General features: G+C 36.2%; 28 protein-coding genes and 1 tRNA gene. 6 read left to right on the top strand and 23 right to left on the bottom strand.

All coding sequences use genetic code 11. From position 1 onward, the window contains the following. Window positions 1-293: 293 nt before the first annotated feature. The 4 genes from M1D66_RS06065 to M1D66_RS06050 form a co-directional block, all read right to left on the bottom strand. Window positions 294-2,420 carry a peptidoglycan D,D-transpeptidase FtsI family protein gene (locus M1D66_RS06065; RefSeq protein WP_086386132.1) on the bottom strand — a complete coding sequence of 709 codons (2,127 nt, stop codon included), beginning with the start codon at window positions 2,418-2,420 and terminating at the stop codon, window positions 294-296. Between the two features lie 109 nt (window positions 2,421-2,529). After that, window positions 2,530-3,807, bottom strand: a complete 1,278-nt coding sequence (locus tag M1D66_RS06060) for an MFS transporter (RefSeq protein ID WP_000871384.1) — start codon at window positions 3,805-3,807, stop codon at window positions 2,530-2,532. Between the two features lie 116 nt (window positions 3,808-3,923). Beyond that, window positions 3,924-4,535 (bottom strand): superoxide dismutase [Mn], encoded by a 612-nt coding sequence (sodA, locus tag M1D66_RS06055; protein WP_001052031.1) that lies wholly within the window; start codon window positions 4,533-4,535, stop codon window positions 3,924-3,926. A gap of 221 nt (window positions 4,536-4,756) precedes the next feature. Continuing rightward, window positions 4,757-4,830: transfer RNA gene (locus M1D66_RS06050), tRNA-Ile, on the bottom strand. A 241-nt stretch (window positions 4,831-5,071) separates the two neighbouring features. Between M1D66_RS06050 and yqgB the strand changes: the two genes are divergently transcribed. From yqgB to ispG, 3 genes are all read left to right on the top strand, one after another. Further along, on the top strand, window positions 5,072-5,830 hold the full coding sequence (yqgB, locus tag M1D66_RS06045) for a protein YqgB (protein ID WP_000021897.1): 759 nt from the start codon (window positions 5,072-5,074) through the stop codon (window positions 5,828-5,830). A gap of 73 nt (window positions 5,831-5,903) precedes the next feature. Continuing rightward, complete coding sequence (yqfZ, locus tag M1D66_RS06040) at window positions 5,904-6,269, top strand: protein YqfZ (protein ID WP_000825414.1); 366 nt, start codon at window positions 5,904-5,906, stop codon at window positions 6,267-6,269. Window positions 6,270-6,433: 164 nt separating this feature from the next. Then, a complete protein-coding gene (gene ispG, locus M1D66_RS06035; protein ID WP_153577907.1) occupies window positions 6,434-7,537 on the top strand; it encodes a flavodoxin-dependent (E)-4-hydroxy-3-methylbut-2-enyl-diphosphate synthase in 1,104 nt (367 codons plus the stop codon). Between the two features lie 79 nt (window positions 7,538-7,616). Here the strand turns inward: ispG and M1D66_RS06030 are convergent, their stop codons facing one another. The 4 genes from M1D66_RS06030 to M1D66_RS06015 all read right to left on the bottom strand — a co-directional run bounded on the left by M1D66_RS06030 (window position 7,617) and on the right by M1D66_RS06015 (window position 10,706). Next, on the bottom strand, window positions 7,617-8,030 hold the full coding sequence (locus tag M1D66_RS06030) for a Fur family transcriptional regulator (RefSeq protein ID WP_001054516.1): 414 nt from the start codon (window positions 8,028-8,030) through the stop codon (window positions 7,617-7,619). A 13-nt stretch (window positions 8,031-8,043) separates the two neighbouring features. Beyond that, the gene (locus tag M1D66_RS06025) at window positions 8,044-8,877 is read right to left on the bottom strand and encodes a metal ABC transporter permease (protein ID WP_000613815.1); all 834 of its coding nucleotides are present in this window, start codon (window positions 8,875-8,877) and stop codon (window positions 8,044-8,046) included. Next, window positions 8,877-9,647, bottom strand: a complete 771-nt coding sequence (locus M1D66_RS06020; protein ID WP_001059661.1) for a metal ABC transporter ATP-binding protein — start codon at window positions 9,645-9,647, stop codon at window positions 8,877-8,879. Before M1D66_RS06020 ends, M1D66_RS06025 begins: the two co-directional genes overlap by 1 nt. A gap of 180 nt (window positions 9,648-9,827) precedes the next feature. Then, on the bottom strand, window positions 9,828-10,706 hold the full coding sequence (locus tag M1D66_RS06015; RefSeq protein WP_242555050.1) for a YitT family protein: 879 nt from the start codon (window positions 10,704-10,706) through the stop codon (window positions 9,828-9,830). A gap of 148 nt (window positions 10,707-10,854) precedes the next feature. Here M1D66_RS06015 and M1D66_RS06010 point away from each other — a divergent pair, with 148 nt between their 5' ends. After that, a complete protein-coding gene (locus M1D66_RS06010) occupies window positions 10,855-11,109 on the top strand; it encodes a DUF2624 domain-containing protein (RefSeq protein ID WP_001048954.1) in 255 nt (84 codons plus the stop codon). A gap of 19 nt (window positions 11,110-11,128) precedes the next feature. Here the strand turns inward: M1D66_RS06010 and M1D66_RS06005 are convergent, their stop codons facing one another. Both M1D66_RS06005 and M1D66_RS06000 read right to left on the bottom strand, forming a co-directional pair. Then, entirely contained in the window at window positions 11,129-12,025 is an 897-nt protein-coding gene (locus M1D66_RS06005) for a deoxyribonuclease IV (protein ID WP_242555049.1), read from the bottom strand. A gap of 168 nt (window positions 12,026-12,193) precedes the next feature. After that, the gene (locus M1D66_RS06000) at window positions 12,194-13,504 is read right to left on the bottom strand and encodes a DEAD/DEAH box helicase (RefSeq protein WP_000194017.1); all 1,311 of its coding nucleotides are present in this window, start codon (window positions 13,502-13,504) and stop codon (window positions 12,194-12,196) included. Between the two features lie 181 nt (window positions 13,505-13,685). On the opposite strand from M1D66_RS06000, the gene vrrA reads away from it, so the two are divergent. Both vrrA and M1D66_RS05990 read left to right on the top strand, forming a co-directional pair. Next, window positions 13,686-14,420 carry a VrrA/YqfQ family protein gene (gene vrrA / locus M1D66_RS05995; RefSeq protein ID WP_000484166.1) on the top strand — a complete coding sequence of 245 codons (735 nt, stop codon included), beginning with the start codon at window positions 13,686-13,688 and terminating at the stop codon, window positions 14,418-14,420. A gap of 89 nt (window positions 14,421-14,509) precedes the next feature. Then, a complete protein-coding gene (locus tag M1D66_RS05990; protein ID WP_000706662.1) occupies window positions 14,510-15,460 on the top strand; it encodes a 4-hydroxy-3-methylbut-2-enyl diphosphate reductase in 951 nt (316 codons plus the stop codon). A 40-nt stretch (window positions 15,461-15,500) separates the two neighbouring features. Here the strand turns inward: M1D66_RS05990 and M1D66_RS05985 are convergent, their stop codons facing one another. The 13 genes from M1D66_RS05985 to M1D66_RS05925 all read right to left on the bottom strand — a co-directional run bounded on the left by M1D66_RS05985 (window position 15,501) and on the right by M1D66_RS05925 (window position 26,058). Further along, window positions 15,501-16,622 (bottom strand): Nif3-like dinuclear metal center hexameric protein, encoded by a 1,122-nt coding sequence (locus tag M1D66_RS05985; RefSeq protein WP_242555048.1) that lies wholly within the window; start codon window positions 16,620-16,622, stop codon window positions 15,501-15,503. Next, on the bottom strand, window positions 16,619-17,326 hold the full coding sequence (locus M1D66_RS05980; RefSeq protein WP_001006542.1) for a tRNA (adenine(22)-N(1))-methyltransferase: 708 nt from the start codon (window positions 17,324-17,326) through the stop codon (window positions 16,619-16,621). Before M1D66_RS05980 ends, M1D66_RS05985 begins: the two co-directional genes overlap by 4 nt. Before the next feature lie 165 nt (window positions 17,327-17,491). Then, window positions 17,492-17,848: a cytochrome c550 gene (gene cccA, locus M1D66_RS05975; RefSeq protein WP_000828141.1), complete on the bottom strand. Its 357-nt coding sequence runs from the start codon at window positions 17,846-17,848 to the stop codon at window positions 17,492-17,494. Between the two features lie 387 nt (window positions 17,849-18,235). Then, window positions 18,236-19,363 (bottom strand): RNA polymerase sigma factor RpoD, encoded by a 1,128-nt coding sequence (gene rpoD / locus M1D66_RS05970; RefSeq protein ID WP_000764065.1) that lies wholly within the window; start codon window positions 19,361-19,363, stop codon window positions 18,236-18,238. Between the two features lie 59 nt (window positions 19,364-19,422). Then, window positions 19,423-21,219 carry a DNA primase gene (dnaG, locus tag M1D66_RS05965; protein WP_000528223.1) on the bottom strand — a complete coding sequence of 599 codons (1,797 nt, stop codon included), beginning with the start codon at window positions 21,217-21,219 and terminating at the stop codon, window positions 19,423-19,425. A gap of 81 nt (window positions 21,220-21,300) precedes the next feature. Then, the gene (locus M1D66_RS05960; RefSeq protein ID WP_000479733.1) at window positions 21,301-21,444 is read right to left on the bottom strand and encodes a hypothetical protein; all 144 of its coding nucleotides are present in this window, start codon (window positions 21,442-21,444) and stop codon (window positions 21,301-21,303) included. 136 nt (window positions 21,445-21,580) lie between these two features. After that, the gene (locus M1D66_RS05955) at window positions 21,581-21,712 is read right to left on the bottom strand and encodes a hypothetical protein (RefSeq protein ID WP_002024806.1); all 132 of its coding nucleotides are present in this window, start codon (window positions 21,710-21,712) and stop codon (window positions 21,581-21,583) included. A 367-nt stretch (window positions 21,713-22,079) separates the two neighbouring features. Next, window positions 22,080-22,892: a pyruvate, water dikinase regulatory protein gene (locus M1D66_RS05950; RefSeq protein WP_000368944.1), complete on the bottom strand. Its 813-nt coding sequence runs from the start codon at window positions 22,890-22,892 to the stop codon at window positions 22,080-22,082. 29 nt (window positions 22,893-22,921) lie between these two features. After that, window positions 22,922-23,554, bottom strand: coding sequence for a transcriptional regulator CcpN (gene ccpN / locus M1D66_RS05945; protein WP_000583756.1), 633 nt, complete (start codon window positions 23,552-23,554; stop codon window positions 22,922-22,924). A gap of 107 nt (window positions 23,555-23,661) precedes the next feature. Further along, the gene (gene recO / locus M1D66_RS05940) at window positions 23,662-24,408 is read right to left on the bottom strand and encodes a DNA repair protein RecO (protein ID WP_000487015.1); all 747 of its coding nucleotides are present in this window, start codon (window positions 24,406-24,408) and stop codon (window positions 23,662-23,664) included. Between the two features lie 33 nt (window positions 24,409-24,441). After that, a complete protein-coding gene (locus M1D66_RS05935) occupies window positions 24,442-24,585 on the bottom strand; it encodes a YqzL family protein (protein WP_000883924.1) in 144 nt (47 codons plus the stop codon). Window positions 24,586-24,761: 176 nt separating this feature from the next. Next, on the bottom strand, window positions 24,762-25,667 hold the full coding sequence (gene era / locus M1D66_RS05930) for a GTPase Era (RefSeq protein WP_001080230.1): 906 nt from the start codon (window positions 25,665-25,667) through the stop codon (window positions 24,762-24,764). Continuing rightward, window positions 25,660-26,058: a cytidine deaminase gene (locus M1D66_RS05925; protein ID WP_001086285.1), complete on the bottom strand. Its 399-nt coding sequence runs from the start codon at window positions 26,056-26,058 to the stop codon at window positions 25,660-25,662. Before M1D66_RS05925 ends, era begins: the two co-directional genes overlap by 8 nt. Between the last annotated feature and the right edge of the window lie 31 nt (window positions 26,059-26,089).

Below are 26,089 nucleotides of genomic sequence, written 5' to 3'. Positions count from 1 at the left end.
ACAGATATAAGAATACTGCTAAACTATTAATTCGGTTTTAATTGTTTGTAAAAGTTTTGTAAAGTTCCACATAAATCAACATACGGTACAATTTTAATTCAGTAGTAGCTATTCATTTCCTATGATGATTTCCCTATAAAATATTTATCCCCTATCCCACCATATACAAGTATCATTTATACGGCCGCGTTTTTTTCAATGTTGTATACTTGTCCACATTTATTACACGATATGCATAAACCATAAAAAAAAGCACACTATCTTTTCAGATAGTGTGCTTTTTTACAACTTTTTTATTCATCATCTTGCTCTTTATTTTTATTGTCTTTATCATCTTTTGGAGCTTCACCATTTACTTCTTTGTTTTTCAAATCAAAGTAAGCGTCCATAATTTCACGACCAATATATCCATTAATACCAGTCTTATCATCATGTACCCACGGAACGACAACAGAGAATGCTACTTCTGGATCTTCAAGTGGCGCATAACCTACTAATGTTAAGTTATATGTTTCCACACGTTCACCGTTTGCCTTTCTACCAATCTCTTTATCTCCGCCATACACAGTTTGCGCGGTACCTGTCTTCCCTGCCGCTTTATATTTTGCACCTGTAAAGTATTTTGTAGCTGTACCACCTGAATCATTATACACTTGTCTAAATCCTTCTTGAACACGTTTAATTTGCGATTCTGGCATATCAACACGATTTAATACTTTCGGTTCCATAGATTGAACAACTTTCCCAACTTCATCCGGTTTCACTGCCGGTTGACGAATTTCTTTTACAACTTGTGGTTGCATACGATATCCGCCATTGGCAATCGTCGAAATATATTGCGCTAATTGAAGCGGTGTATACGTATCATACTGTCCAATTGATAAATCTAGTAAGAAACCTGGTTGACTACTTCTACCCATCTGACCAGCAGATTCATTCGGTAAATCAATTCCTGTTTTTACACCAAGTCCAAACTGTCCGAAATAATAACGCATCGTATCAAATGCTTTTTGAGGTATATCTAACGTACCACCTCTCACATATGGAACACCGGCGATATTCATCGCTGTTTTAAACATATAAACGTTAGAAGACATTTTTAAAGCTGTAAGGTCATTAATGTATCCCATCGTTTTCCAAGACGACTTCGTAGGTGTACCTTTTAATTTAATTGGTTCATCCAATTGCACCGATCCTGGTTGAATCGCACCAGTTTGATATCCAGTAAGTACTGTTGCACCTTTTACAGTTGATCCCATCGGATAAGAACTTGTCATGGTACCTAATGCAAAGTCATTTACTTTCGTTTGACCATCTTCGTTAACTAATTGTTTCCCCGCCATAGATAAAACTTCGCCATTTTTTGGGTTCATCATTACAACGAATGCGCGATCTAAAAGAGGTTCGCTTCCTTTAAACCTCATTAAATTCTTCGCAAGAATATCTTCCACGCGCTTTTGTAATTCCATATCAATTGTTAAGTTCAGGTCATTACCACTTTGTCCTTTTGATACATTAATCGTTTCTAAAATATTACCGTTTTTATCTGTAACATTTCTAACTTCTGCTTTCGTACCGTGTAGGCTATCTTCATACTGTTGCTCAAGATAACTTTTTCCTACTCGGTCATTTCGATTATAATCACGAACAAGATAGTAATCTAGTCTTTCTCTAGGTAAACCTTCATCAGATGTCGACACCCCACCAAGTACACTTCGGAATAAATCATCGTACGTATATTTTCGATCCCAATCAACATTCGTATCTACACCTGGTAATGCTGCTAAGTTTTCACTAATAATCGAATATTCCTTTTCTGTAGCATCCTTTTTAATAACTTGAGGTGTCATTGCATATCCGCCATCCATCTTACTCTTAATCGCTAGTATTTCTAGATCTTTTGCGGATAATTGATTAACCTCTTCTTCTGTTACACGACTTCGCTGGCGCTCGTCTAATTCTTTATCATCAATTTTTTTATCTTTAAACTCTTGACGATCTTTATTCGTAATTTTTTCTTTAGCTTCCTCTTTATGCATAGCAAGCCAATAATCCTTTTTATCGCGATCCGTTAATTTATCTGTCGGTACTTCAATCAAATCTGCTAGCTTTTTCGCTGTTTCTAAGCGATCTTCTGCAGTTGATCCTTTCATTTTTGTAAATGTAATAGTACGAATGGCTACATTATCTACTACAGCTCGCCCATAACGGTCAAATATTTTCCCACGCGGTACAGGATTACTTATCGTTGAGTTTTCTTTCTTCTCCACTTCATTCTTATATTCTTCACCACGAACAATTTGTACATATCCGAGCCTTACAATAACCGCGGAGAACATTAAAAACACGCAGAAAAACAGCACGTTTAACCGAAAAGGAACGTGGGTCTTTTTCTTATTTTGCTTCTGTTTCTTGCTCATACAAACCCCCTCTACCAACAGCTATGTAATGTGAAAGGGACACCTTCATACAGGTGTCCTCACTGCTGTCTTACATCTTTTTCTATTCTAGCATAAAACAAACGAGAAGTTAACCTTCTGGTTCAGTTTGGTTTTGCGCGTTCCCTTGCGTTACAACACTTGCTTTACTCGCATTTCCCTCATCATATTTGACATTTTTAACTGCAAAATAAATAAGAAAATGTCCAGCACCTAAAATACATAATAAGTAAGGTAAACTTTTTTCAGGTGGAAAGAATAGTACAGCACATAAAAAACTTAAAATGGAACAGATTCTTCCGGCGTTTAACCACAGCTCCCGAACAACGACATATTCCACACGCCATTCTCTCGCATTTTTCGCTCTACCAATTACGTCATATGTCATTGATCCGTACGGAACAAGTAAAATAGGATATGCAATTGCAATACATGCCGCATAAATAAGTAATTTCGTGTATGTAACATTGAAAATAACTAAAAAGACGACAGCATATAAAATAATGCCTCCAAGTAAAATTGCTTTTTTTCGCCACTCCTTCTTTAACATACGAGCAACTAAGTAATAACATACAAAGGATACAGCAGAGTTCACTAAACTGTATTTCCCTAATGCAAACTCACTATTAGTTGCTAAATAAACATATACTGAAATGACAAAAATAAATGTTCCTTCTCTCAATCCTTGGAAAAAATGAGCTCGTGTAATCTTTCCCCAATTTTTATCAATCCGTCGTTCTTTCAATACTTGCACGATTTCATAACGCCCTTCACATTCTCTTTTAGATAAAAAGAAGCTTAAGACGACAGCAATTGCAAATAGAACTAATGAAAGAAAGAATATAACAGTATAGCCACTCCATTTCTCCATACGTGAAATTGTGTATCCTGCTGCTATTGGTCCAATCATTCCAGAGAAGGATGTAAGAAGTCCAAGAAACCCATTAAAGAAATCTCTTGTTTCTGGTTCTGTAATTTCAAATGTCAATAAGTTAAAAGCCAACCAGTAAAAACCGTATCCTACTCCTAAAAGAGCCCCCATTAATAAAATATACTGAGAAGCACTTTTCCCTGCTACTAAGACAACAATAAAAAAAATTGCGAGCGTCCCTACTCCTATTCGTAATAAAATCGAGCGATCGATACGTTTCGCTAATTTTCCCCCTACAAGAAATGTGAGAGGCTGTAATACCACGCTGGCTAAATTATACAAGCCAAGATTCACATAATTTTGTGTTTGTTTCCATAAATAAATATTTACAAACGTATTCGATAAAGAAATTGCGAGCGTGTATAAACCTCCTATAAGGAGCAATAACACTAAATCCCGATTCACTTCAACGTCACCAATTATATGTTTCCATTTCATACACAACTCTCCTTTACTTCATGTTCTAGTCTTCCAAAGACAAGCCCAATTATGTAAAAGGAAAGCATAGAAAAAAGCTAGGAGCTCTCCCCTAGCTTTTTCTATATTTATTACGATTATTTTGCTTCTTGGTAACGTTTTTCAGCAGCGTTCCAATCTACAACGTTCCAGAATGCGCCGATGTAGTCTGGACGACGGTTTTGGTAGTTTAAGTAGTAAGCATGCTCCCAAACATCTAAACCGATAACTGGAGTTTTACCTTCAGTTAAAGGAGAATCTTGGTTTGGAGTGCTTGTTACTTCTAACTCACCATTGTTTACTACTAACCAAGCCCAACCAGAACCGAAGCGAGTTGCGCCAGCTTTTGCGAATTCTTCTTTGAATGCATCGAAGCTACCGAATTTTGCTTCAATTGCAGTTGCAAGTTCACCTACAGGTTGTCCTCCGCCGTTTGGAGATAGGATTGTCCAGAAGAATGTATGGTTAGCATGTCCGCCACCATTGTTACGTACTGCTGTACGGATTGCTTCTGGTACTTCGTTTAAGTTTGCAACTAATTCTTCTACGCTTTTGTCAGCTAATTCTGCATGACCTTCTAAAGCAGCGTTTAAGTTTGTAATGTACGTGTTGTGATGTTTTGTATGATGGATGTTCATTGTTTCTTTGTCAAAGTGAGGCTCTAAAGCATCATACGCATAAGGTAAATTTGGTAATTCGTGTTTTGCCATTGTTATATTCCTCCCAGTTTATGTATTGCCACTTAAGTGACATACAACTTCATTCTACCCTAATTGCCATAGGGTGCAAACAAATAAATCACATTGTCTTGCTATCATTAAAGTAGCAAAATTCCCACTTCTTTTCAATTAAAATGCTCATATATTCCGTAAAAAAAGCTTCCTTCTACAAGGAAGCTTCCTGCTAACATAATAAACATGCGAAATGGATATGGACCCTGTAGGACTCGAACCTACGACCGGACGGTTATGAGCCGTCTGCTCTAACCAGCTGAGCTAAGGGTCCACAATTATGTATGTAACAACATATCAAATAAAGGAATTCCTATCGGATATGCTCTTTAAGAAATGTAAGATAAATTTACCATATAGAAAAGAAAAGTGTCAATTGTATTTTTCTTATTTAAAAGAAGAAAGTTAATAAAAGAAATTTAGTTATCTCCACTATATGTAAATATAATATATCTTGAGATTCTCTAGATTCCTACGTTACAATGATTTTATACATACATAAAGGAAGTGAATCTATGTCCATATTTACCCAATTCGTAAAAAGCATATACTCGCCTAAAGATATGGCGCTATTCCGTTTTCAAAAAATCGGTAAAACCATTTTGTATATTATGCTACTTTGCTTAATTACTACTATTCCAAGAACTTTTTTGTACGGTAGTTTTATCCAGGATGGTGTTGGCATGGTAAATCAAGTCATCGATAAAGATTTACCTGATTTTAAAATCGAAAATGGCGAACTAAAAGCCGATATTGATCAACCTATTGAAAAAGAAGAAGGAAATACACTTTTCGTATTTGATCCAAATTCAACAGACCTAGAAAAATATCAAAATAAAACAGGTTTATTTGTTTTAAAAGATAAAGTAGTCTCTATGGGAAATGGTCAAACACAAACGTATTCTTATAACGATTTGTTAGGTGCATCTCTTGAGAAAAAAGATCTACAAGAATTCATTTCTTTATTCGATAATATTTATCCAATTTTATTATTTGTTATTGGATTCTTAGTGTACCTATTCCAATTATTCATAACTTTTGTAGGCGTGACTTTACTTGCGTTCATCGGTTCTGCTATGAGCGGTCAACGTAAACTATCCTATAAACAAGTTTGGACACTAACTGCATACAGCTACACAATTCCAACAATCTTCTTTATGATTATGGATGCATGCAAGATTGTCGTACCTGGATCAACATTCATCTATATCGCAGTTGTTTTAATTGTTCTGTACTTAACAATTAAAGAAGTTCCAAAACCGAAAGAAAAATAAGAACGAAAAAAAATGCCTAAATAGGCATTTTTTTTTTGGACAAGCATATATTCCTAGCAAAGGAGTGAAGAATATGAAGAGATTAGGTATATTCCTATTCGTGCTTGTTCTCGGTTATATATTTTATTACGATATAAAAATCGGTACTTTACCGATGTTAAGTTCATATAAAAAAACAACTGCTGCTCAAACAATTAAAAAAGAAAACACAGACAGTCAACAAAATAAAGCGAACAAAACAGAAAAAGAAACGGATGTATCTTATAAAACAATTGAAGTAAAAACTGGTGAGACAGTTCTTTCTATTACAGAACAAATTAACAAGAAAAAAATTCCTTCCATAGAAAAAGTCATTGACGACTTTAAACAATTAAACAAAAGTACCTCTGCTACAAAAATACAAATTGGAAAGTCTTATAAATTCCCGTTATATCAATAAGCTATCACTTAATCCTTGTCAATTACATAAAGGCGCTGATACAATAGTAAAAGTGAAACCGAGTACTTCGGTTTCTATAGCCCTATATCACGTATACTATCATTGATATGAGGGACTAAATAAGAAACTTCTTTTATAAGGAGAGCGATCTATTCGTGAATGAAATGACTCATCGTACAAAAACACGTCCAGTTAAAGTCGGTAATTTAACAATCGGCGGTAATAATGAATTAATTATACAAAGTATGACAACAACAAAAACACATGATGTTGAAGCAACAGTTGCTGAAATCAAGCGTTTAGAAGAAGCCGGCTGTCAAGTCGTCCGCGTTGCCGTTCCAGATGAACGCGCAGCAGATGCTATTGCTGATATAAAAAAACAAATCAACATTCCACTTGTTGCTGATATTCATTTTGATTATCGCCTTGCTTTAAAAGCAATTGAAGGTGGCATCGATAAAGTACGTATCAATCCAGGTAATATTGGTCGTCGCCATAAAGTAGAAGCTGTTGTAAATGCAGCAAAAGAGCGCGGTATTCCAATCCGTATCGGTGTAAACGCTGGTTCATTAGAGCGACACATTTTAGAAAAGTACGGGTACCCAACTGCAGATGGTATGGTTGAGAGCGCCTTGCATCATATTAAAATTTTAGAGGACTTAGATTTCCACGATATTATCGTATCTATGAAAGCCTCTGATGTTAACTTAGCAATCGAAGCATACGAGAAAGCTGCTCGTGCTTTTGATTATCCATTACATTTAGGTATTACAGAATCTGGAACATTGTTTGCCGGAACTGTAAAAAGTGCTGCTGGTCTTGGAGCAATCTTAAATAAAGGCATCGGAAATACACTACGTATTTCATTAAGTGCTGATCCAGTTGAAGAGGTAAAAGTTGCTCGCGAATTATTAAAATCATTCGGTCTTGCGTCTAATGCAGCAACACTTATCTCTTGTCCAACTTGTGGTCGTATTGAAATCGATTTAATTAGCATTGCTAACGAAGTGGAAGAATACATCTCTACACTTCAAGTACCAATTAAAGTTGCAGTACTTGGTTGCGCTGTAAATGGCCCTGGTGAAGCTCGTGAAGCTGATATCGGTATTGCCGGTGCACGTGGAGAGGGATTATTATTCCGTAAAGGGCAAGTCGTTCGTAAAGTGCCAGAAGAAACAATGGTAGAAGAACTGAAAAAAGAAATCGACGTAATTGCTGCTGAAATGGCTGCTGAACGAGAAAAAGAAAAAGAGACACAAGAACAATAAAAAGAAGGTTGCCACAATATTTGTGAGCAACCTTCTTTTCTACGTAAAAAAGCTCGTCAGTTATATAACCGACGAGCTTTTACTTTGCACATTTTGGACAACGACCATATATTTCAAACTTATGACCCGTTACTTCATAACCGGTAAAATCTTTATTCATAAAATCCATTGGGCAGGAAGTAATCTCTTTCGTTCCCCCACAATCCAAACAAATAAAATGATGATGATGTTCCATAATAGAACAAGTAAAACGAAAATGTTTTTCACCATTTAATTCCGTTTGTTCTAAAACACCAATCTCAGCAAAAACTGTTAAGTTACGATAAATCGTATCAAAACTAAGCCCTGGATAATCGTCCTTCATATGCTCTAAAACGTCTTTCGCAGTTAAATAACGATTATGTGCTGCAAATAATCTGAGCATCTCTTCTCTTTTTCCAGTATGTTTGTATCCTTTTTCTTTCATTAGGCGTAAAGCTTCTGTTAGATTCATACCTATCCCTACTTTATGCAGTTTTTTTCTTCTTCCATAAAATCGCACCGATTAAAATAAGAACTGCTATCATAACAATTGTACCACCTGGCGCTAGATCAAGTTGATACGAAGCAAACATTCCACCAATTACTGCAATTTCACCAAATAAAATGGAAAAGAAAATTGTTTGTTTAAATCCTTTAGCAATACGAATACTTGCTGCAACTGGTAACGTCATTAATGATGATACAAGAAGAACCCCCACTACACGCATTGATACTGCAATGACAAGAGCAACTAATATAATGAAAATAAAGTGAATCCATTTCGCTCTTAAACCAGTTGATACTGCGTATTCCTCATCAAATGATAATAGAAACAGCTCTTTATATAATAAAATAATTGTCGCAACAACAACAATTGCTACAATCCCAATAATAATTAAATCTGTACTTGTTACAGCACTGACACTACCAAATAAATAACTAAATAAGTCTGTGTTAAATCCATTTGCAAGTGAAATGAAAATAACTCCAACCCCCATCCCTGCCGAAAGGATAATTGGAATTGCTAATTCTTGATAGTGCTTATATACAGTTCGTAACTTTTCGATTAGTAGCGCTCCACCAATCGAGAAAATCATCCCCATATATAAGGGGTTTAAAAATCCCCCTGTAAAAATGGTTTTTTCAAGTAATAAACTTGCTGCAATACCCGATAACGTCACGTGACTTAATGCATCCGCAATAAGAGATAAACGACGAATAACAACAAACACACCAATTAGCGGTGCAACAAGTCCAATTAAAATACCAGCGTATAAAGAATTACGTAAAAAGTCATATTGTAAAAAATCTTGTATCATTATATCCTCCCGTGATGCTCATGTTCGTGTTCTAAACGATGAACATGATGTCCATATAAGACGGACATTTCTGCATCTTCTAACTCTCGGAACTTCTCTACATTTCCATGGAAATGTAGATGTTGGTTTAGGCATGCAACATGTGTTACTTTTTCGGTAACAGCTCCCATATCATGAGTAACAAGAATTAATGTGATCCCGAGCCTTTTGTTTAAATCCTCTAATATTTCGTAAAAACTTTCCACATTTTTCACATCGATTCCAACAGTAGGCTCGTCCAAAATAAGCAATTCAGGATCACTAACGAGCGCACGAGCAATAAATACACGCTGTTGCTGTCCACCAGAAAGCTCTCCAATGTTACGATCTTGAAACTCACTCATCCCTACATCAGCAATTGCTTTTTCTACCTTTTTCTTATCCTCTTTTGTGAAAAAGCGAAAAAGCCCTTTTTTCGAAACAAGTCCCATTGACACAACTTCAGAAACAGTTGCTGGAAAACCAGAATTGAAACTATTTGCCTTTTGGGATACATAACCAACTTTGTTCCATTCCTTAAACTTCTTACTATCAACGCCAAACACGCGAATGCTTCCTTCTTTTGGCTTTAAAACACCTAATAAACACTTAAGTAAAGTTGATTTACCTGAACCATTCGGTCCCACTAAACCTAAAAAAGCTCCCTTCGGAACTTGCAAATTAATATTTTCTAACACATTCCGATCTTCATATCGGAATGTTAAACCTTCAATTTCTAATATATTATTCATAGCATCTCACCTATTTTAATTCAGAATGATTCCGATTTATATCTATTTGAATTATAGTACAGCTTATTATAGTTGTAAACCAATCTGCCTAAAATATATCTATTTTTTCAAGAAACCTTACTATTATAACAAAAAGCAGAGAAAAATTCTCTGCTTCCGAAAAATATTCCTATAAACTTTTTAGTGAATAGCCGATTTAAACTTACCACCATTTGTCTCTTGCGTGCTCATAATCGTAACAAATGCATTTTCATCAATTTCATGCACAATTGATTTTAACTTCGTCACTTCTAGACGCGTTACAACTGCATAAATAACTTCTTTTTCTTTATCCGTGTAACCACCTTTCGCTACAAGCTTTGTAGTTCCACGGCCAAGACGATGCAAAATCGCGTTTGATACTTCCTCATATTGATCAGATACAATTAAAACCGCCTTCGTTTCATCTAGCCCTTGAATTACTGTATCGATCGTTTTAAATGCGATATAGTACGTCATAACAGAATACATCGCTTGTTCCACACCAAACACAAATGCTGCCCATGCAAAAATAAATAAGTTCACAAACATTACGAATTCACCAACAGAGAATGGTAATTTCTTCGTTAATAAAATCCCCATAATTTCAGTTCCATCTAGCGATCCACCATGACGAATTACAAGTCCTACACCAAGACCTAAAATAAGACCACCAAACACTGTCGCTAAAATAGGTTCTGTTGTAAATGGCGGTACCGCATGTAACGTTGACTCAATGAAAGCTAACGCTACAATACCAAATGTCGAAGATAACATAAATGTTTTTCCAATTTGCTTATAACCGGAATACATAAATGGGATATTGAGAACAACGACTAAAGTAGAAAAACTTAACCACCAAATGTTAGGAGTAAGATAATCTAATATAAGAGAAATACCAATAATTCCACCATCAATAATTTTATTTGGCATTAAAAATAGTTCAATTGCTACCGCCGCGCATGCTGCTCCAAAAATAATCATAACTAAACGATAAATGAGATGAATAACACTTTCTTTTCGATGTTGCTTTCGCTCCATAAGTCCTCCCTTTACTCTTTTTCTGTAGTTTTGTCCTTATATTATAACATACGCTTCTTTTCCTCATGAAAAAGAAACTCCACACGAATATGTACAAGCTATATGCTCATATATTTCGATAGAAGAACGCGTGAAGGAGGATAATAAGATGAACCTCATTAAACAAATTGTTAATAAAAAATTAAATCATATTTCTACAAAAGAGCTATTAAAATATAGCAAAGAATATGAAGTTCCCATTACAGCCGCACAAGCTGATCAAATCGTTTTACTTATGAAGGGTAAAAATATTAATATTTACGATAACAACGAGCGACTAGAGCTTTTAAAACAAATCGCAAAAGTAACTTCCCCTGCCACTGCCCAACAAGTAAATACATTATTTCAGCAACTACTAAAATAAGGAGGGGATTTCCCCCTCCTTATTGCGCTTTAATTTTTTCAAGAAGCCCTTCATCAAAAGTGCCGTTTTTCAGCATTTCGATTTCCAATTTGTATGGTGGCTTCTTATCTTTTTTATCTTCCCCTACATACGGTGTTTCAAGAATTTTTGGTACATGCATTAACTGTGGATGATGTACAATGTGATGCAATGCTTTATACCCAATGTGACCAAATCCAATGTTTTCATGACGGTCTTTTCCTGCTCCGCGTACATTTTTACTATCATTAATATGAAGTACTTGTAAACGATCTATACCAACGATCTTATCAAATTCGTTTAATACGCCGTCAAAGTCATTTACAATATCATATCCTGCATCGTGCGTATGACACGTATCAAAGCATACAGATAGCTTTTCATTATATTTTACACCAGCAATAATTTTTGCAATTTCTTCAAAGCTACGACCGCATTCTGTTCCTTTTCCTGCCATCGTCTCTAACGCAATGTTAACCGTCTGTTCTGGCGTTAATACTTCATTAAGCCCTTTAATAATTTGTTGAATACCAGCATCTGCTCCAGCACCAACGTGCGCTCCTGGGTGAAGAACAATTTGTTTCGCTACACCTAATGCCGATGTTCTTTCAATTTCCATGCGAAGAAAGTCTACGCCTAATTGGAATGTTTCTGGCTTCGTCGTATTCCCAACATTAATAATATACGGCGCATGGACGATAATTTCCTCAATTCCGTTCAGCTCCATATGTTTTCTTCCTGCTTCTATGTTCAATTCTTCAATTGGTTTTCTTCGTGTATTTTGCGGTGCACCTGTATAAATCATAAACGTTGTTGCACCGTATGAAACAGCCTCTTCACTTGCTGCTAATAACATTTTCTTACCACTCATGGAAACATGAGATCCAATCTTTAACATACAATCACCTCTTCAATATACAATAGATATAATGATAGCATAATTTGTAGAAATATGTAGTGAATTGTTTGTTCACAAAAGACGCACTACACAAATTCATATGACTATTTAGACAGACTATACTCTTCATTTAAATTAGCGGGATTAAAAAAAGATAAGGGAAACCCCTTATCTTTTTTTATTGCTATATTTTCTCTTCACTTTGTCACGTTCTGTTGCAAGTTTACGTTTATAGTTTGGTTTTACTTTTTTCGGTTTTTTAATAACTTTCGTTGCCATAACATCAAGTTCGTCATTTGGTTTTTTACGGCTCTTACGACGACGACGCTCACCTAAATCTGCCCACTCATCTCCACGTAAATCTACATGTTTAAACTCGATATGACGTTGTTTTTCTAAGCTATCTAACGCTTCTTCGTTTGCTGGATCATAAATCGTCACTGCAATACCAGAATGCCCTGCACGTGCTGTTCTTCCAACGCGGTGAACGAAGAAATCTAAATCTGATGGTAGCTCATAGTTAATAACATGGCTAATCCCTTCAATATCAATACCACGTGCTGCTAAATCAGTCGCAACAATATATTGGAATTCAAGGTCACGAATTTGTTTCATCATTTTTTTACGATCACGTGGTGATAAATCCCCGTGAATTCGTCCAACTTTTAAGCCACGTTCCATTAATCCATCAGCAACTTGGTCTGCCATCTTTTTCGTATTCGTGAAAACAACTGCTAAATACGGTTTAAATTGAAGTAGCATTTTATGCACTAAATCAATTTTATTACGATGTTTAGAAGGCACTAAATAGTGTTCAATGTTTCCAGCTGCAACTTGTTTTGGATTGATATGAATATGCTCTGGATTCTCCATATATTTCTTCAGAAACGGTTTTAGTTTTTGAGGAATTGTTGCAGAGAAAACTAACATTTGCAAGTTTTTAGGCATGCGTGCTGCAATTTTGTCTACATCATGAATGAATCCCATATCAAGCATTAAGTCTGCTTCATCGACAATAATCGTATTTGCTTTATGAACAAATAACGCTTGTTCTTCAACTAAGTCTTTAATACGTCCTGGTGTCCCAACTACGATATGAGGTTGTTTTTTCAATTTCTCAATTGAACGTTGTTTATCAGTTCCACCAATTAAACAACGTGCTGTAATCATTTGGTCTTCCGCACAAAACTTTGTTAATTTCACGATTTCTTCGTAAATTTGTTGTGCTAACTCACGAGTAGGCGCTGTAATAACAAGTTGTACTTCTTCACGACTTGCATTAATTCTGTTTAATGTAGGAAGTAAGTATGCATGTGTTTTCCCAGAACCTGTTTGGGATTGTCCAATTACACTTACACCTTTTTTCACGACTGGGAAAATTTTCTGCTGAATTCCTGTCGGCTCTGTAAAGCGTAGTTCACGAACTGCATCTATTAAAAATGGTTTAAAATCATACTGTGTAAAAGTTTGTTGTGTCATAAGTTACACCTTCTTTCTAAAATTTCTACTGCGCGCACAAATCAGTCAAGTCTACATTATATCGAAATCTACAAGTAAAATCCATCTTTAGTTTAGGTTTTCACTTCAAAAACTAACCTTCTTCCCTTTTATTGCATATTGTATGTGTATATACCTAACTGAAGAAAGGAGGATTTCTCACATGTTTCCGAAATCCCCTACAAGGCAAATGTATCCGAATCCAGGGCAGCAACCTTATACACCATATCCAATTCCACAACTACCACCAATGGCACAAAAAAAGAAAGGTTTTCTTGCTAAGCTTTTTAAAAAACACGATCCAACCGAGCCGTTTATGCAAATGGTTCCACCTTACCGACAAATGGAAGGGCAACCAATGATGCATCAGCAACCACCACCGCCGCAATATCATCAGCAATATCCGCAGCAATACCAGCAACAATATCCGCAGCAACATCCACAATATCAACCATACATGCAGCAACATCCTGAGCAAATGATACCGCCTCAAATGTATGAATCAAATGAAACGCGCGGCGGCTCAACTACAACTGCGGCAACAGCAAGCAGTGGCATCGGCAGTTTTTTTTCGAACTTAATTTCGAATCCAACTAATATGATAAATAACATCGAAAAAGTATCCCAAGTCGTTCAATCTGTAGGTCCTGTCGTCGAACAGTATGGTCCTATTATGCGTAGTCTACCAAGCATTGTTAAAATCCTCACCTCTGGAAAAAGCACGGAAGAAAATCAAACGGAAAATGTAACAGAGCCAGTTGAGGTAGAAAGTCCGCCTCCTGCACCTCAAAAAAAGAAACGAAAACGAAAGAAAATAGTGATTGAACCTGTAATAGAAAAAGAGTTACCGAAAGAACCAGTTCAACAAACAGCAACAAAACCAAAACTATATGTGTAACAATCCTTTGTTTTCTATCCACTCCTCCTTTATAATGTAAAAGACTATGCACAAAAGTATCCCTTGTTTAGAAGGAGAGGATTACTCATATGAAAATTGTTAAAATTTCCCCTCGTGGTTATTGCTACGGTGTTGTCGATGCAATGGTAATTGCACGTAACGCCGCATTAGATAAATCATTGCCGAGACCCATTTATATTTTAGGTATGATTGTTCACAATAAACATGTTACAGACGCTTTTGAAGAAGATGGAATCATCACATTAGACGGTCCAAGTCGCTTAGAAATTTTAGATAAAATTGATTCTGGTACTGTTATTTTCACTGCACACGGTGTTTCTCCAGAAGTTAAACAACGCGCAAAAGAAAAAGGTTTAACAACAATCGATGCTACTTGCCCAGATGTTACCAAGACGCATGACCTTATCGAAGCTAAGAAAGCGGAAGGGTATCATGTCATTTATATCGGTAAAAAAAATCATCCAGAGCCAGAAGGCGCAGTTGGTATTGCACCTGACATCGTTCACCTTATCGAAAGAGCCGATGATTTAAAAACATTAGAAATCCCAACAGATAAAATTTTAGTAACAAATCAAACAACGATGAGTCAATGGGATGTTCAACATTTAATGGAGGACATTCAAAAAAAATTCCCAACAGCAGAATTCCATAAAGAAATTTGTTTAGCAACTCAAGTTCGCCAAGAAGCTGTCGCTAAACAAGCTGATGTTGCAGACTTAACAATTGTTGTTGGTGATCCGAAAAGTAACAATTCAAATCGCTTAGCACAAGTATCACAAGAAATCGCGGGTACAAAAGCATATCGAGTTGCTGATGTAAGCGAAATTCAATTAGAGTGGCTACAAGGTGTAGAAAACGTAGCTGTTACAGCAGGTGCTTCTACTCCAACGCCAATTACGAAAGAAGTTATCGCTTTCTTAGAGCAATATAACCCAATGAATCCCGCTACATGGGAAAGAGTTCGAAAAGTACCGTTACAAAAAATATTACCTCGCGTGAAAGTGAAAAAAGAACAATAATAAAAACCGTTGCTTGCATGAGCAACGGTTTTTATTTTTCTTATACAAATATAAATGGATCTGTATGTAACTGCGAAGCATGAATGTGTACAATGAGTTTCTTTGCATCCACTTTTTCTTGTAATTGCTTTTGTACACCTTGTTTCATTACTTTTTCAACATTATGTCCTGGGTCAACTATATTTAAACCGAGCATCATCGCATCATGAGCAACATGATAGTACATGTCACCAGTTACATATACATCTGCTCCTTTAAATTTCGCTTGGTTTATATATTTATTACCATCTCCACCAAGTACAGCTACTTTACGCACTCTATCGTCTAACTTACCGACAACTCTTGCGCCCTTCACGTCTAATGATTGTTTCACATGTTCTGCAAATTGACCAAGCGTCATTTCTTCTTGTAAGTATCCTATTTTTCCTAGGCCTAACGTTTCACCTTTATTATCAAGCGGATACACATCGTATGCTACTTCTTCATAAGGGTGCGCCGTTACCATTGCTTTAATCACTTTCCGCTGTAATGAAGCTGGAATAATCGTTTCGATTCGCACTTCTTCTACACGTTCTAACTGTCCAGTTTCCCCGATATAAGGATTTGTCCCCTCTTGAGGTACAAATGCGCCTGTACCCTCGCTACTAAACGTACAGTGGCTATAATTGCCGATATGACCAGCACCTGCGTCTCCTAATGCATTCCTTACTTCTTCTGCATGAGTGACTGGCACAAACACAACAACTTTTTTCATTTCTTCTGCATATGTCGGTGCCAAAACTTCTGTATTTTGCAATCCTAACGCCTCAGCAAGTAAATCATTTACCCCGCCCTTAGCAACATCCACATTTGTATGCGCTGCATAGATTGCAATATCATTTTTAATACACTTTTCAATAATTTTCCCATACGCCTTATCTGTATGAATCGCTTTTAACGGGTTAAAAATTAAAGGATGATGAGCAATAATGACATTTGCCCCTAATTGAATTGCTTCATCCACAACTTCTTCCGTTACATCTAACGCAATCAATACGTGCCGCACGGGTTTATTAAGCGCTCCAATCTGCAGGCCAATCTTATCTCCTTCCATCGCCAAATGCTTCGGATACATACTTTCAAATAAAGAAATAACTTCATGGCCATTTGGAATTTTACTCATGATAAAACCTCCCCTATCATTTTCATTTTCGCTTCTACTTCCCCACGCTTCGCTTTTGTTTCTTCAGAATCAGCTGCACGTTCTAACTGTTTTAAAATATTTTGGAAGTTTTTTAATTCTCCTTCCCATTTTTCAACGAAGGCTTCACTTTTTTCTGTTATTAAAAATGGTCCCATAAACAATTCAGCTTGTTTATTTTCAGAGTAAGGCGCTGCAACATTTCCTCGCTCCCCTACTAAAATTTCGTAAATTTTCCCATCTTCTTTTACGATTTTTTCATGGATAAGCTCCCAACCATTCTCAATAAACCATTCACGAATATGATGCGCTGCAATATTAGGCTGTAAAATTAAACGTGTTACACCTTCTAATTTTTCTTTACCACTTTCTAAAATGTCACGAATTAACGCTCCGCCCATTCCGGCAACCGTAATTACATCTACTTCTCCTGGTGCGATAACAGCTAATCCATTCCCTTTACGCACATCTACTTTATCTTGTAAACCACTTTCAGCTACAGTTGCTTGCGCAGAGCGAAATGGTCCATCTACGACCTCTCCTGCAACTGCTTTTGTAGCAATATTATTTATAATTGTATAACACGGTAAATACGCATGATCCGATCCAATATCAGCGACTGTAGATCCTACTGGTATTTCACGTACAACTTCTTCTAATCGTTTTGAAAGCTTTACTTCATTCATGTATTTCCATTACTCCTTCTCTTGTCAGTCTGTCTCCATGATAATGAATTTATAGTAGTTGTTGCAAGCCCATAACAACAATTCACTGCTCTATCATTCATCGTATTTTAGAAAATATAGAAAAACAAGCCCTTTGCATAAGCAAAAGGCTTGTCATACGGAACTTTATTTTTTCTTCGATAACCAATCAGCTACTTTAGCGGCTTGATCAGCTGGAACTATATTGGCAGGCATATTGCCTTTTCCTTTCGAAAGAATTTCTTTAATTTCATCCTTTGAAAGTTTCCCACCAATTTTTTGCAAGTTAGGTCCAACTGCCCCTTGTAACTGATCACCATGGCAGCTCGTACAGCTTTGCTTCACAATATCTTCTGGTTTTGATGCCGTTTGTGCTGGCTTCCCGCCATTTTTTGCATCAGCTAACTCTTTAGATTTATTTAGCCCCTGAAATGAAAATACAAACATAACGATAATACCCAATGCTGCAATAAGAGCGAACGGAATCAGCGGATTACGTTTCATATCTCTTCTCCCCCCTCTATACCCCTAAATAGTTAGATGATTCAGTCATTTCCATTGTACTTGAAAACGCTCTATCAGAAAAGAGTAAACTACCACTTGTTAAAAATATTCCATAAATTCAGTTTATTGTTTTTTATTGTCATATCGCTTATTATTTCGATAATTATTAACGTTTCTCATCATATTTTTCTCTTTTCTACATATATTTTTGTATAGAATAAACAAAATTAATCGAAAAATCGAAAAATGAGCATTTGCAAATCAAAAGACAATTCTGTAAAATAAATTACAAGAAATTGTAATCGTTGCCGATAGCTAAATTTTAACAAAAATTAACAAAATAAAAAAGTTTACTTCACAATGGTGAAGTAAACTTAAAAAAATAACCTATTCTAAGAAATCCTTAAGACGCTTACTACGGCTTGGATGTCTTAATTTGCGAAGTGCTTTTGCTTCAATTTGACGGATACGCTCTCTCGTTACGCCGAATACTTTCCCAACTTCTTCAAGCGTACGAGTTCGTCCATCATCTAAACCGAAACGAAGACGTAGAACATTTTCTTCACGATCTGTTAGCGTATCTAACACATCTTCTAATTGTTCTTTTAGCAATTCATAGGCTGCATGGTCCGCAGGCGATGTTGCTTCTTGGTCTTCAATAAAGTCACCTAAATGGGAGTCATCTTCTTCACCAATTGGTGTTTCAAGAGAAACTGGCTCCTGTGCAATTTTTAAGATTTCACGTACTTTTTCTGGAGCAAGATCCATTTCTTCACCAATCTCTTCAGGAGACGGTTCACGACCTAAATCTTGTAATAATTGGCGTTGTACACGAATTAACTTGTTAATCGTTTCAACCATATGAACTGGAATACGAATTGTTCGCGCTTGGTCTGCAATGGCACGTGTAATAGCTTGGCGAATCCACCAAGTTGCATACGTACTAAATTTGAAACCTTTACGATAATCGAACTTTTCAACAGCTTTAATTAGACCCATATTACCTTCTTGAATTAAGTCTAAGAAAAGCATACCACGGCCTACATAGCGCTTTGCAATACTTACTACAAGACGTAAGTTTGCTTCTGCAAGACGACGTTTCGCTTCTTCATCGCCTTCTTCAATACGCGTTGCAAGTCGAATTTCTTCTTCTGCAGATAGTAAGTCTACACGACCAATTTCTTTTAAATACATACGAACAGGATCGTTGATTTTAACCCCTGGTGGTACACTTAAATCATTGAGGTCAAACTCTTCTTCTGTTTTTGAAATTTGGCGATTATTAGGGCCTTCTTCGTTGTCATTATCACCAACTAAGTCAATGCCTTGTTCACCTAAATATTCATAGTATTCATCCATTTGATCGGATTCAATTTCAAATCCATTCATGCGTTCTGCAATCTCTTCATATGTAAGAACGCCACGTTTTTTTCCGAGCTCAGTGAGTTGTTCTTTCACTTGCTCAAGGGTCATTTCAGTTTCAATTTGTTTAGAACGAGCTGGTTTGTCAGCCATCTGTTCCCCTCCTTACGCGAGATACAAACATTCATTATACTAAAACTTTATCAAAAAAGCTATTTTCTCGCTTTTTGATTTTGTAAATATGCTACATAATATTTAGCAGCCTCTACAGGATCTGTTTTTTCCATTTGTTTCACTTTAAAGATGATCTCCATCTTTTCAAGTTTTTCCTGATGCCGTCTAAGCGTCTCCAAATGGCCTTGTAACACTTCTTCTGTGTATTCTGGATTAATAAATTCATCCGTCGAAATATCAGTGATAATATTTTTCAACTTTTCATCAGAGAGCCAACTTAAAAATGTTCCGACTGAAGGTTCATTTCCCTTTTCATAATATGCGTATAGTTCATATAAAATCCCTTTATGTTCTTCTGTATGAAAATCTTCTATATGGGATTCCATACGAACAGCTACTTCTGCACTTTGCAACATATGGTAAATAATTTCTCTTTCCGCTCTTTCAAAACCTGTTAACTTCGGTTTTGTTTGAACGACTTGAGACGGTTTAGCAACCTGCTTTATTTGTTTTTGCTGTACCTTTTGTTCTTTGCGATATTGGTGCAATTGATTCAAAAGTGTTTCCATTGAATACGAAAATTCTTGCGATAATGACTTCAAATATGACTCTGCCTGCATCGCATCTTGTAACAACGATAACTCTTTTAAAACACTTTTCACATATTCTTCTTTGCCAGACTCATCTTGCAAATTTTTCCCTAAACGCAAATAATTTATTTTAAAACCAACAAAACTCACACTTGATTTCACAAGATTTTCAAAAGCAGTAGTCCCATATTGTTGCACATATTCATCAGGATCAAGCTTATCTGGCAAGGATGTGACTTTCACTTGGCAACCAACTTTTAGCAATAATTGCCCTGCTTTCATCGTCGCTTCTCGCCCTGCTTTATCACCATCATAGCAAAGAACAACAGTTTCAACGTTACGTCGCAGAAGTTTTGCTTGTTCTTCAGTTAAAGCTGTTCCCATTGTCGCAACAGCTTCTTCCACACCACTCTTTACCGCAGCTAGTACATCGGCATATCCTTCGAAAAGAACCACTTGCCCACGCTTTCTAATAAATGGTCTTGCTTGGTGGAAGTTATACAACAATTTACTTTTGTGAAAAATCGGTGTTTCAGGACTATTTAAATATTTCGGAGTGTCATCTCCTAACGCCCTTCCACTAAACGCTATCACCTTACCTTGTAACGTATAGATCGGGAACATAACTCTTCCACGGAAGCGATCATAATGACTACCATCCTTCTCACTTCTTATTAGAAGGCCAGCTTGTTCCATAGTAGACAGCGATAAACCTCTTTTTTGTAAAATTTTCGTCGCTGCATCCCAAGCAGGTGATGCATAACCAATTTCAAACTTCTCAATCATCTCTTTCGTAATACCACGGTTTAATAAATATGAAAGTGCTTCATTTCCCTCTTCCGTATTTACTAATAAATGATGATAATACTTTTTCAATAATTCATGAGCTTGTTGCATGATGACAGTGTCATCAGATATGTCTTCTTGTTGTCCTTGTCCTGATGTGTACTCTGCAACCGCAATTCCATTTCTTTCGCCTAGCTTTTGAACAGCCTCGGTAAACGCCAGTCCTTCCATTTTCATTAGAAAGGAAAATACATTTCCACCTTCTCCACATCCGAAGCAATGAAAAATTTGCTTATCAGATGAAACAGAGAATGAAGGAGAATTCTCACCATGAAATGGACAAAGGCCGAAATAGTTACGCCCCTGTTTTCTAAGTTGAACGTATTCACCAATGACTTCTACAATATCGGATGATGTCCGAATCTGTTCAACAACTTCTTCGGGAATTCTGTTCCCCATAACTCCATCTCCGTGTCGTATTTTGTATTCGATATAAATTAAAAAATTCCTTTATAATTCGACAATATTTTTCTAAACTTGTTAGAAAGTGTTGCCGATTACATTGTATAAACGATTTTGAACCTTTCCTATAGGTCCTTTATCTGCATAAATCGCATATACATACTTGCTATATAAAATTGTATACATTTGCTCATCTGTTACAAATGTATCTCTTAGAAACAATACATATACACCTTTTTACAAGAAGAGTAGCAAGCCACATATACTGTTTGATCTTGAGATCTGTAACTTTTTCATGTTGATCCATATAACAATCAACTCCATTTTGTTCAGTATCTACAATGATCCAATTGCCTTGCTATTTCCTTAAAGGATGAGCATATGATGCGACAAACAAAATTCCGACATGAAATTCCGCTCCAACTTGCACAATTTCAGCCTTCACGGGATATACATCTACACCAACTAATATGTTGTTGATGTTTTGCATATTTCTGTATTCTACATCCCTTCTGTGAATCCTTCCATAATGTGCGTTTTCTTGTATAGATTTTGTCGATTTAACGTAATTACATGTCTTTTTCGTAAATCCTATCCCTAGTTTATTCTGAAAAATTAAAGTCTAAACGTAAAATATAGGTTTTTATCACAATTTTTTATTATAATATATTTTCTTCAACTACGCTACATATCCCTTTATTTTTTCATCTTACATTTCAGGATGACAAACTCACACCTTGAATATACTAAAAGACAAAGGAGTATAAGTATAACCATTACACTACAATCTATTACAAAATCCATAGGTATCATATTTCACATGAGCGAAAAAAGCACATTCACCTTTGGTAAATGTGCTAAAACATTTTTTGGTTTTGCACTGCATTCACAATAATATTTGCTGTTTCTTCAATCGCTTTATTCGATACATCGATTACTTGGCAATTTATTTTACTAATTACTTCCTCAAAGTGATCAATTTCTTCTTGAATACGATTAATATTTGCATATGTTGCTCCATCACTTAATCCAAGTGATTTTAATCGTTCTTTTCGAATATGATTTAACTTATCTGGCGTAATTTTCAAACCGAAACATTTTTCTTTTGCCACTTGATATAGTTCTTCAGGTGGGTCAACTTCTGGCACGAGTGGTACATTCGCAACTTTCAAGCGTTTGTTATGAGCTAAATATTGGGAAAGTGGTGTTTTTGATGTACGCGAAACACCAATCAACACGATATCTGCTTTTAAAATACCTCGTGCATCTCTGCCGTCATCATACTTCACAGCAAACTCAATCGCTTCAATCTTTTTAAAGTATTCTTCATCTAACCTACGGACAACACCTGGCTCATATCTCGGCACTTGCCCCGTAATTTCTTCAATTTGATCAATAAGAGGGCCGATAATATCGTATGCCTCTACCCCTTCTTTTGCAGCCTCTGTTACTAAATACTGGCGCATATCAGGCTTAACTAACGTAAAACATATAAGTGCTTGATTACTCTTAGCAATCGAAATCACTTCTTTTAATGTCCCTGTATCTTCTACATACGGTACACGTCTAATATCAGGAGCAAACGGGAATTGCCCCATTGCTGCTCGAACAACCAAATCAGCCGTTTCTCCTACAGAGTCAGATACGACATATACGATTTTATTATCCATTACATTACCTCACTTTAAACAAATTACACTTATTCGTTATTTACTAAATTTACAAACGCACGTGTAATATTTGTTTTTGTAATTCGCCCAATCACTTCTAAACCTTGTTTTGTATCTTTTACAACTGGCATTGCATCAATCTGTCTTTCTATTAATTCCATCGCAATATCATATAAAGAATCCTCTCTACGACACATCGCAATGTTTGGCATCCTTGTCATGATAATATTAACCGGAAGAGAGGTTAAATCCTGCTTTCCTAAGCTCGCTCTTAATAAATCTTTACGAGACACAACACCAACTAATAGAGTCATCTGATCTACAACGAACAATGTACCAACGTCCTCTAAAAACATCGTACAAATTGCATCGTATACGGAAACATTTTTATCAATTACAACCGGTCTAGATTGATAATCTTGTACTTTAATTTTCTTAACAGCTTCAGATAATAGCTGCCCCCCAGTTTTACCCGTATAAAAATAACCTACGCGTGGACGTGCTTCTAAATAACCAGCCATCGTTAAAATTGCTAAGTCTGGTCTTAGCGTCGCACGTGTTAGACCCAATTGCGCTGCAATTGATTCCCCTGTAATAGGACCGTGATCTTTTACAATCTGAATGATATGTTCTTGCCGTTTATTCAGCTCTATGATAATCACCACCTTTAATGCACAACGAAAAAAGTTATACTATCTCTTAAATATTATATACTAAATATGCTATTCGAAAAAGAAAGTATGTAAAAAGGACCGTATACGGCCCAAAATTATATTTGAAACTTATCAAGTTGTTCTAAAAAACGTCTTGATTTCAAATAAATTCCGCAATATTCATCATAATATGTATTCAATACTAAACGCATTTGTTTTTTTGTGCTATCCTTTACCGATACATTTCCGAGCCTATGTAAATCGAAATGGAAGAAAAGGCGTAATAATTTATGAACAGCTTCTCCTACCGGTATACGATATGGGTCTTGCTCTGCATGACGTGAGCACAGAAAACCGCCTTCCCTTACGGAGAAGGCGACAAAGTCTGTTTCTTGATGACAAATCGCACATGTATCAAAGTACGGGCGCATCCCTAATACCGGAAGCATTTTCGTTTGATAAATTAATGATAATACTTCTGGATCAACACCCTCACACATATAATGCAACGTTTGATATAACATTTCAAATAAATACGGATTATGTTTTTTATCTTCTGTTGCTTTATCAGTTAACTCAACAATAAATGATGCATAAGCAGTTAAAAATATATCCTCGCGAATTTCTTTCATAGTTGAAATAATCTCGCCTTGTTGCAATGTTCCAAGCCCAGATCCCATTTGAATTAGAAAATGGCCATGTGTCATTAATTGCGACACAGATGCTAATCGGCTTTTCGGTTTTTTTGACCCTCTTGCCATTGCACTTACCTTACCAAGTTCTCTTGAGAATATTGTAACAATTTTGTTCGTTTCTCCGTAATCTGTCGTACGGATAACGATGCCCTCAACTTTTTGAAACATGTTCGTCACCATCCAAGGTTTGAACAAAACGGGTCAAGAAATTGGAGAGTCTAGATGCGCTAGCTCCTCTTCATGTTGATCCATCTCATCGTTTACGTCTTTTTCCATTTCTTTCAAAAGCAAGTACGTTTCAATGCTTCCTGTTTTGGAGAAAAACTTCCAGGTAAAATCTAGCATAAGAATCCACCTTTCTCAATAAGCGTAGCCTATAAACCAATTTCCTTTGTTGTTATTAAATTGACCCATTTTGTCCATTTTCATGTGAGAAAAATTTTTCCTAATTTATCAAAGTTCATAAAAACCAATAATCAGTGGATGAACCAACCATCCACTGATTACAACTTTACTCTATTTTAGTACTCATCCTCGCGGAAACCTAGGTCACGAAGCTGAGACATTTTATTACGCCAATCTTTTTGCACTTTTACCCATACTTCTAAAAATACTTTAGAACCAAGTAGCGCTTCAATATCAAAACGAGCTCGCTTACCAACTTCTTTTAACATTTTCCCTTGTTTTCCGATGATGATTCCTTTTTGTGATGCACGTTCAACAACAATCGTTGCATTTATATAAACTGCCCCGCCCTCACGCTTTTGAATCGCATCGATAACAACAGCCACAGAATGCGGCACTTCTTCACGTGTTAAATGTAGTACTTTCTCACGAATAAGCTCTGCAATAATAAATCTCTCCGGATGATCCGTTACTTGATTCTCTGGATAGTATTGTGGTCCTTCTGGTAAATACTTTTTAATTGTTCCAATTAAAGCGTCCACATTATTACCGTCTAACGCAGAAATTGGTACAATCTCTGCAAATTCATGTAGTTTACGATATTGATCAATTAACTCTAGTAATTGCTCTGGATGAAGTTGGTCAATTTTATTAATGACTAAAAATACTGGTTGTTTCGTTTCTTTTAATTTCTCAATGATGAATTCCTCACCACGACCAAATCCTTCAACTGCATTAACCATAAACAGAACAATATCAACTTCTTTTAATGTCGTTTGAGCCATTTTTACCATGAAGTCGCCTAATTTATGTTTAGGTTTATGTATTCCTGGTGTATCAATGAAAATAACTTGTGCATCATTTTCTGTATATACACCTTGAATTTTATTACGAGTCGTTTGTGGCTTATCACTCATAATAGCAATTTTCTGGCCAATAATACGGTTTAAAAATGTAGATTTTCCAACATTCGGTCTGCCAATAATAGAGACAAAACCTGATTTATAACCTTTTCTATTCATGTAAATCCTCCGCTAAAAATGCTCCTGGTAACAACTCTCCGACTGTCGTCTCCTGAACGTCACCATGTAAGTTTGATAAGTATACTTTCGTATCCTGTTTACATAATTCTACCATAACTTGTCGACATGCTCCACAAGGAGGTACTGGGCGCTTTGTATCTGCTACAACCGCAATGGCTACAAATTCTTTATCTCCTTCAGAAACCGCCTTAAATAAAGCTGTTCTTTCAGCACAATTACATAAGCCATATGATGCATTCTCAACATTACATCCACGATATACTTTTCCACCGCGCGTTAATAATGCTGCACCTACTTGAAATTTAGAATATGGTACGTACGCTTGTTTACGCGCTTCGATTGCTTCTAGAATTAATTGTTTACTATTCATATTCCCGCATCCTTCCTGTTCACAGCTATGA

The organism is Bacillus sp. PK6-16 (genome assembly GCF_056530295.1).
The sequence above is the reverse complement of the archived record's forward strand: the minus strand, read 5'-3'. Positions and strand labels throughout refer to the sequence as shown.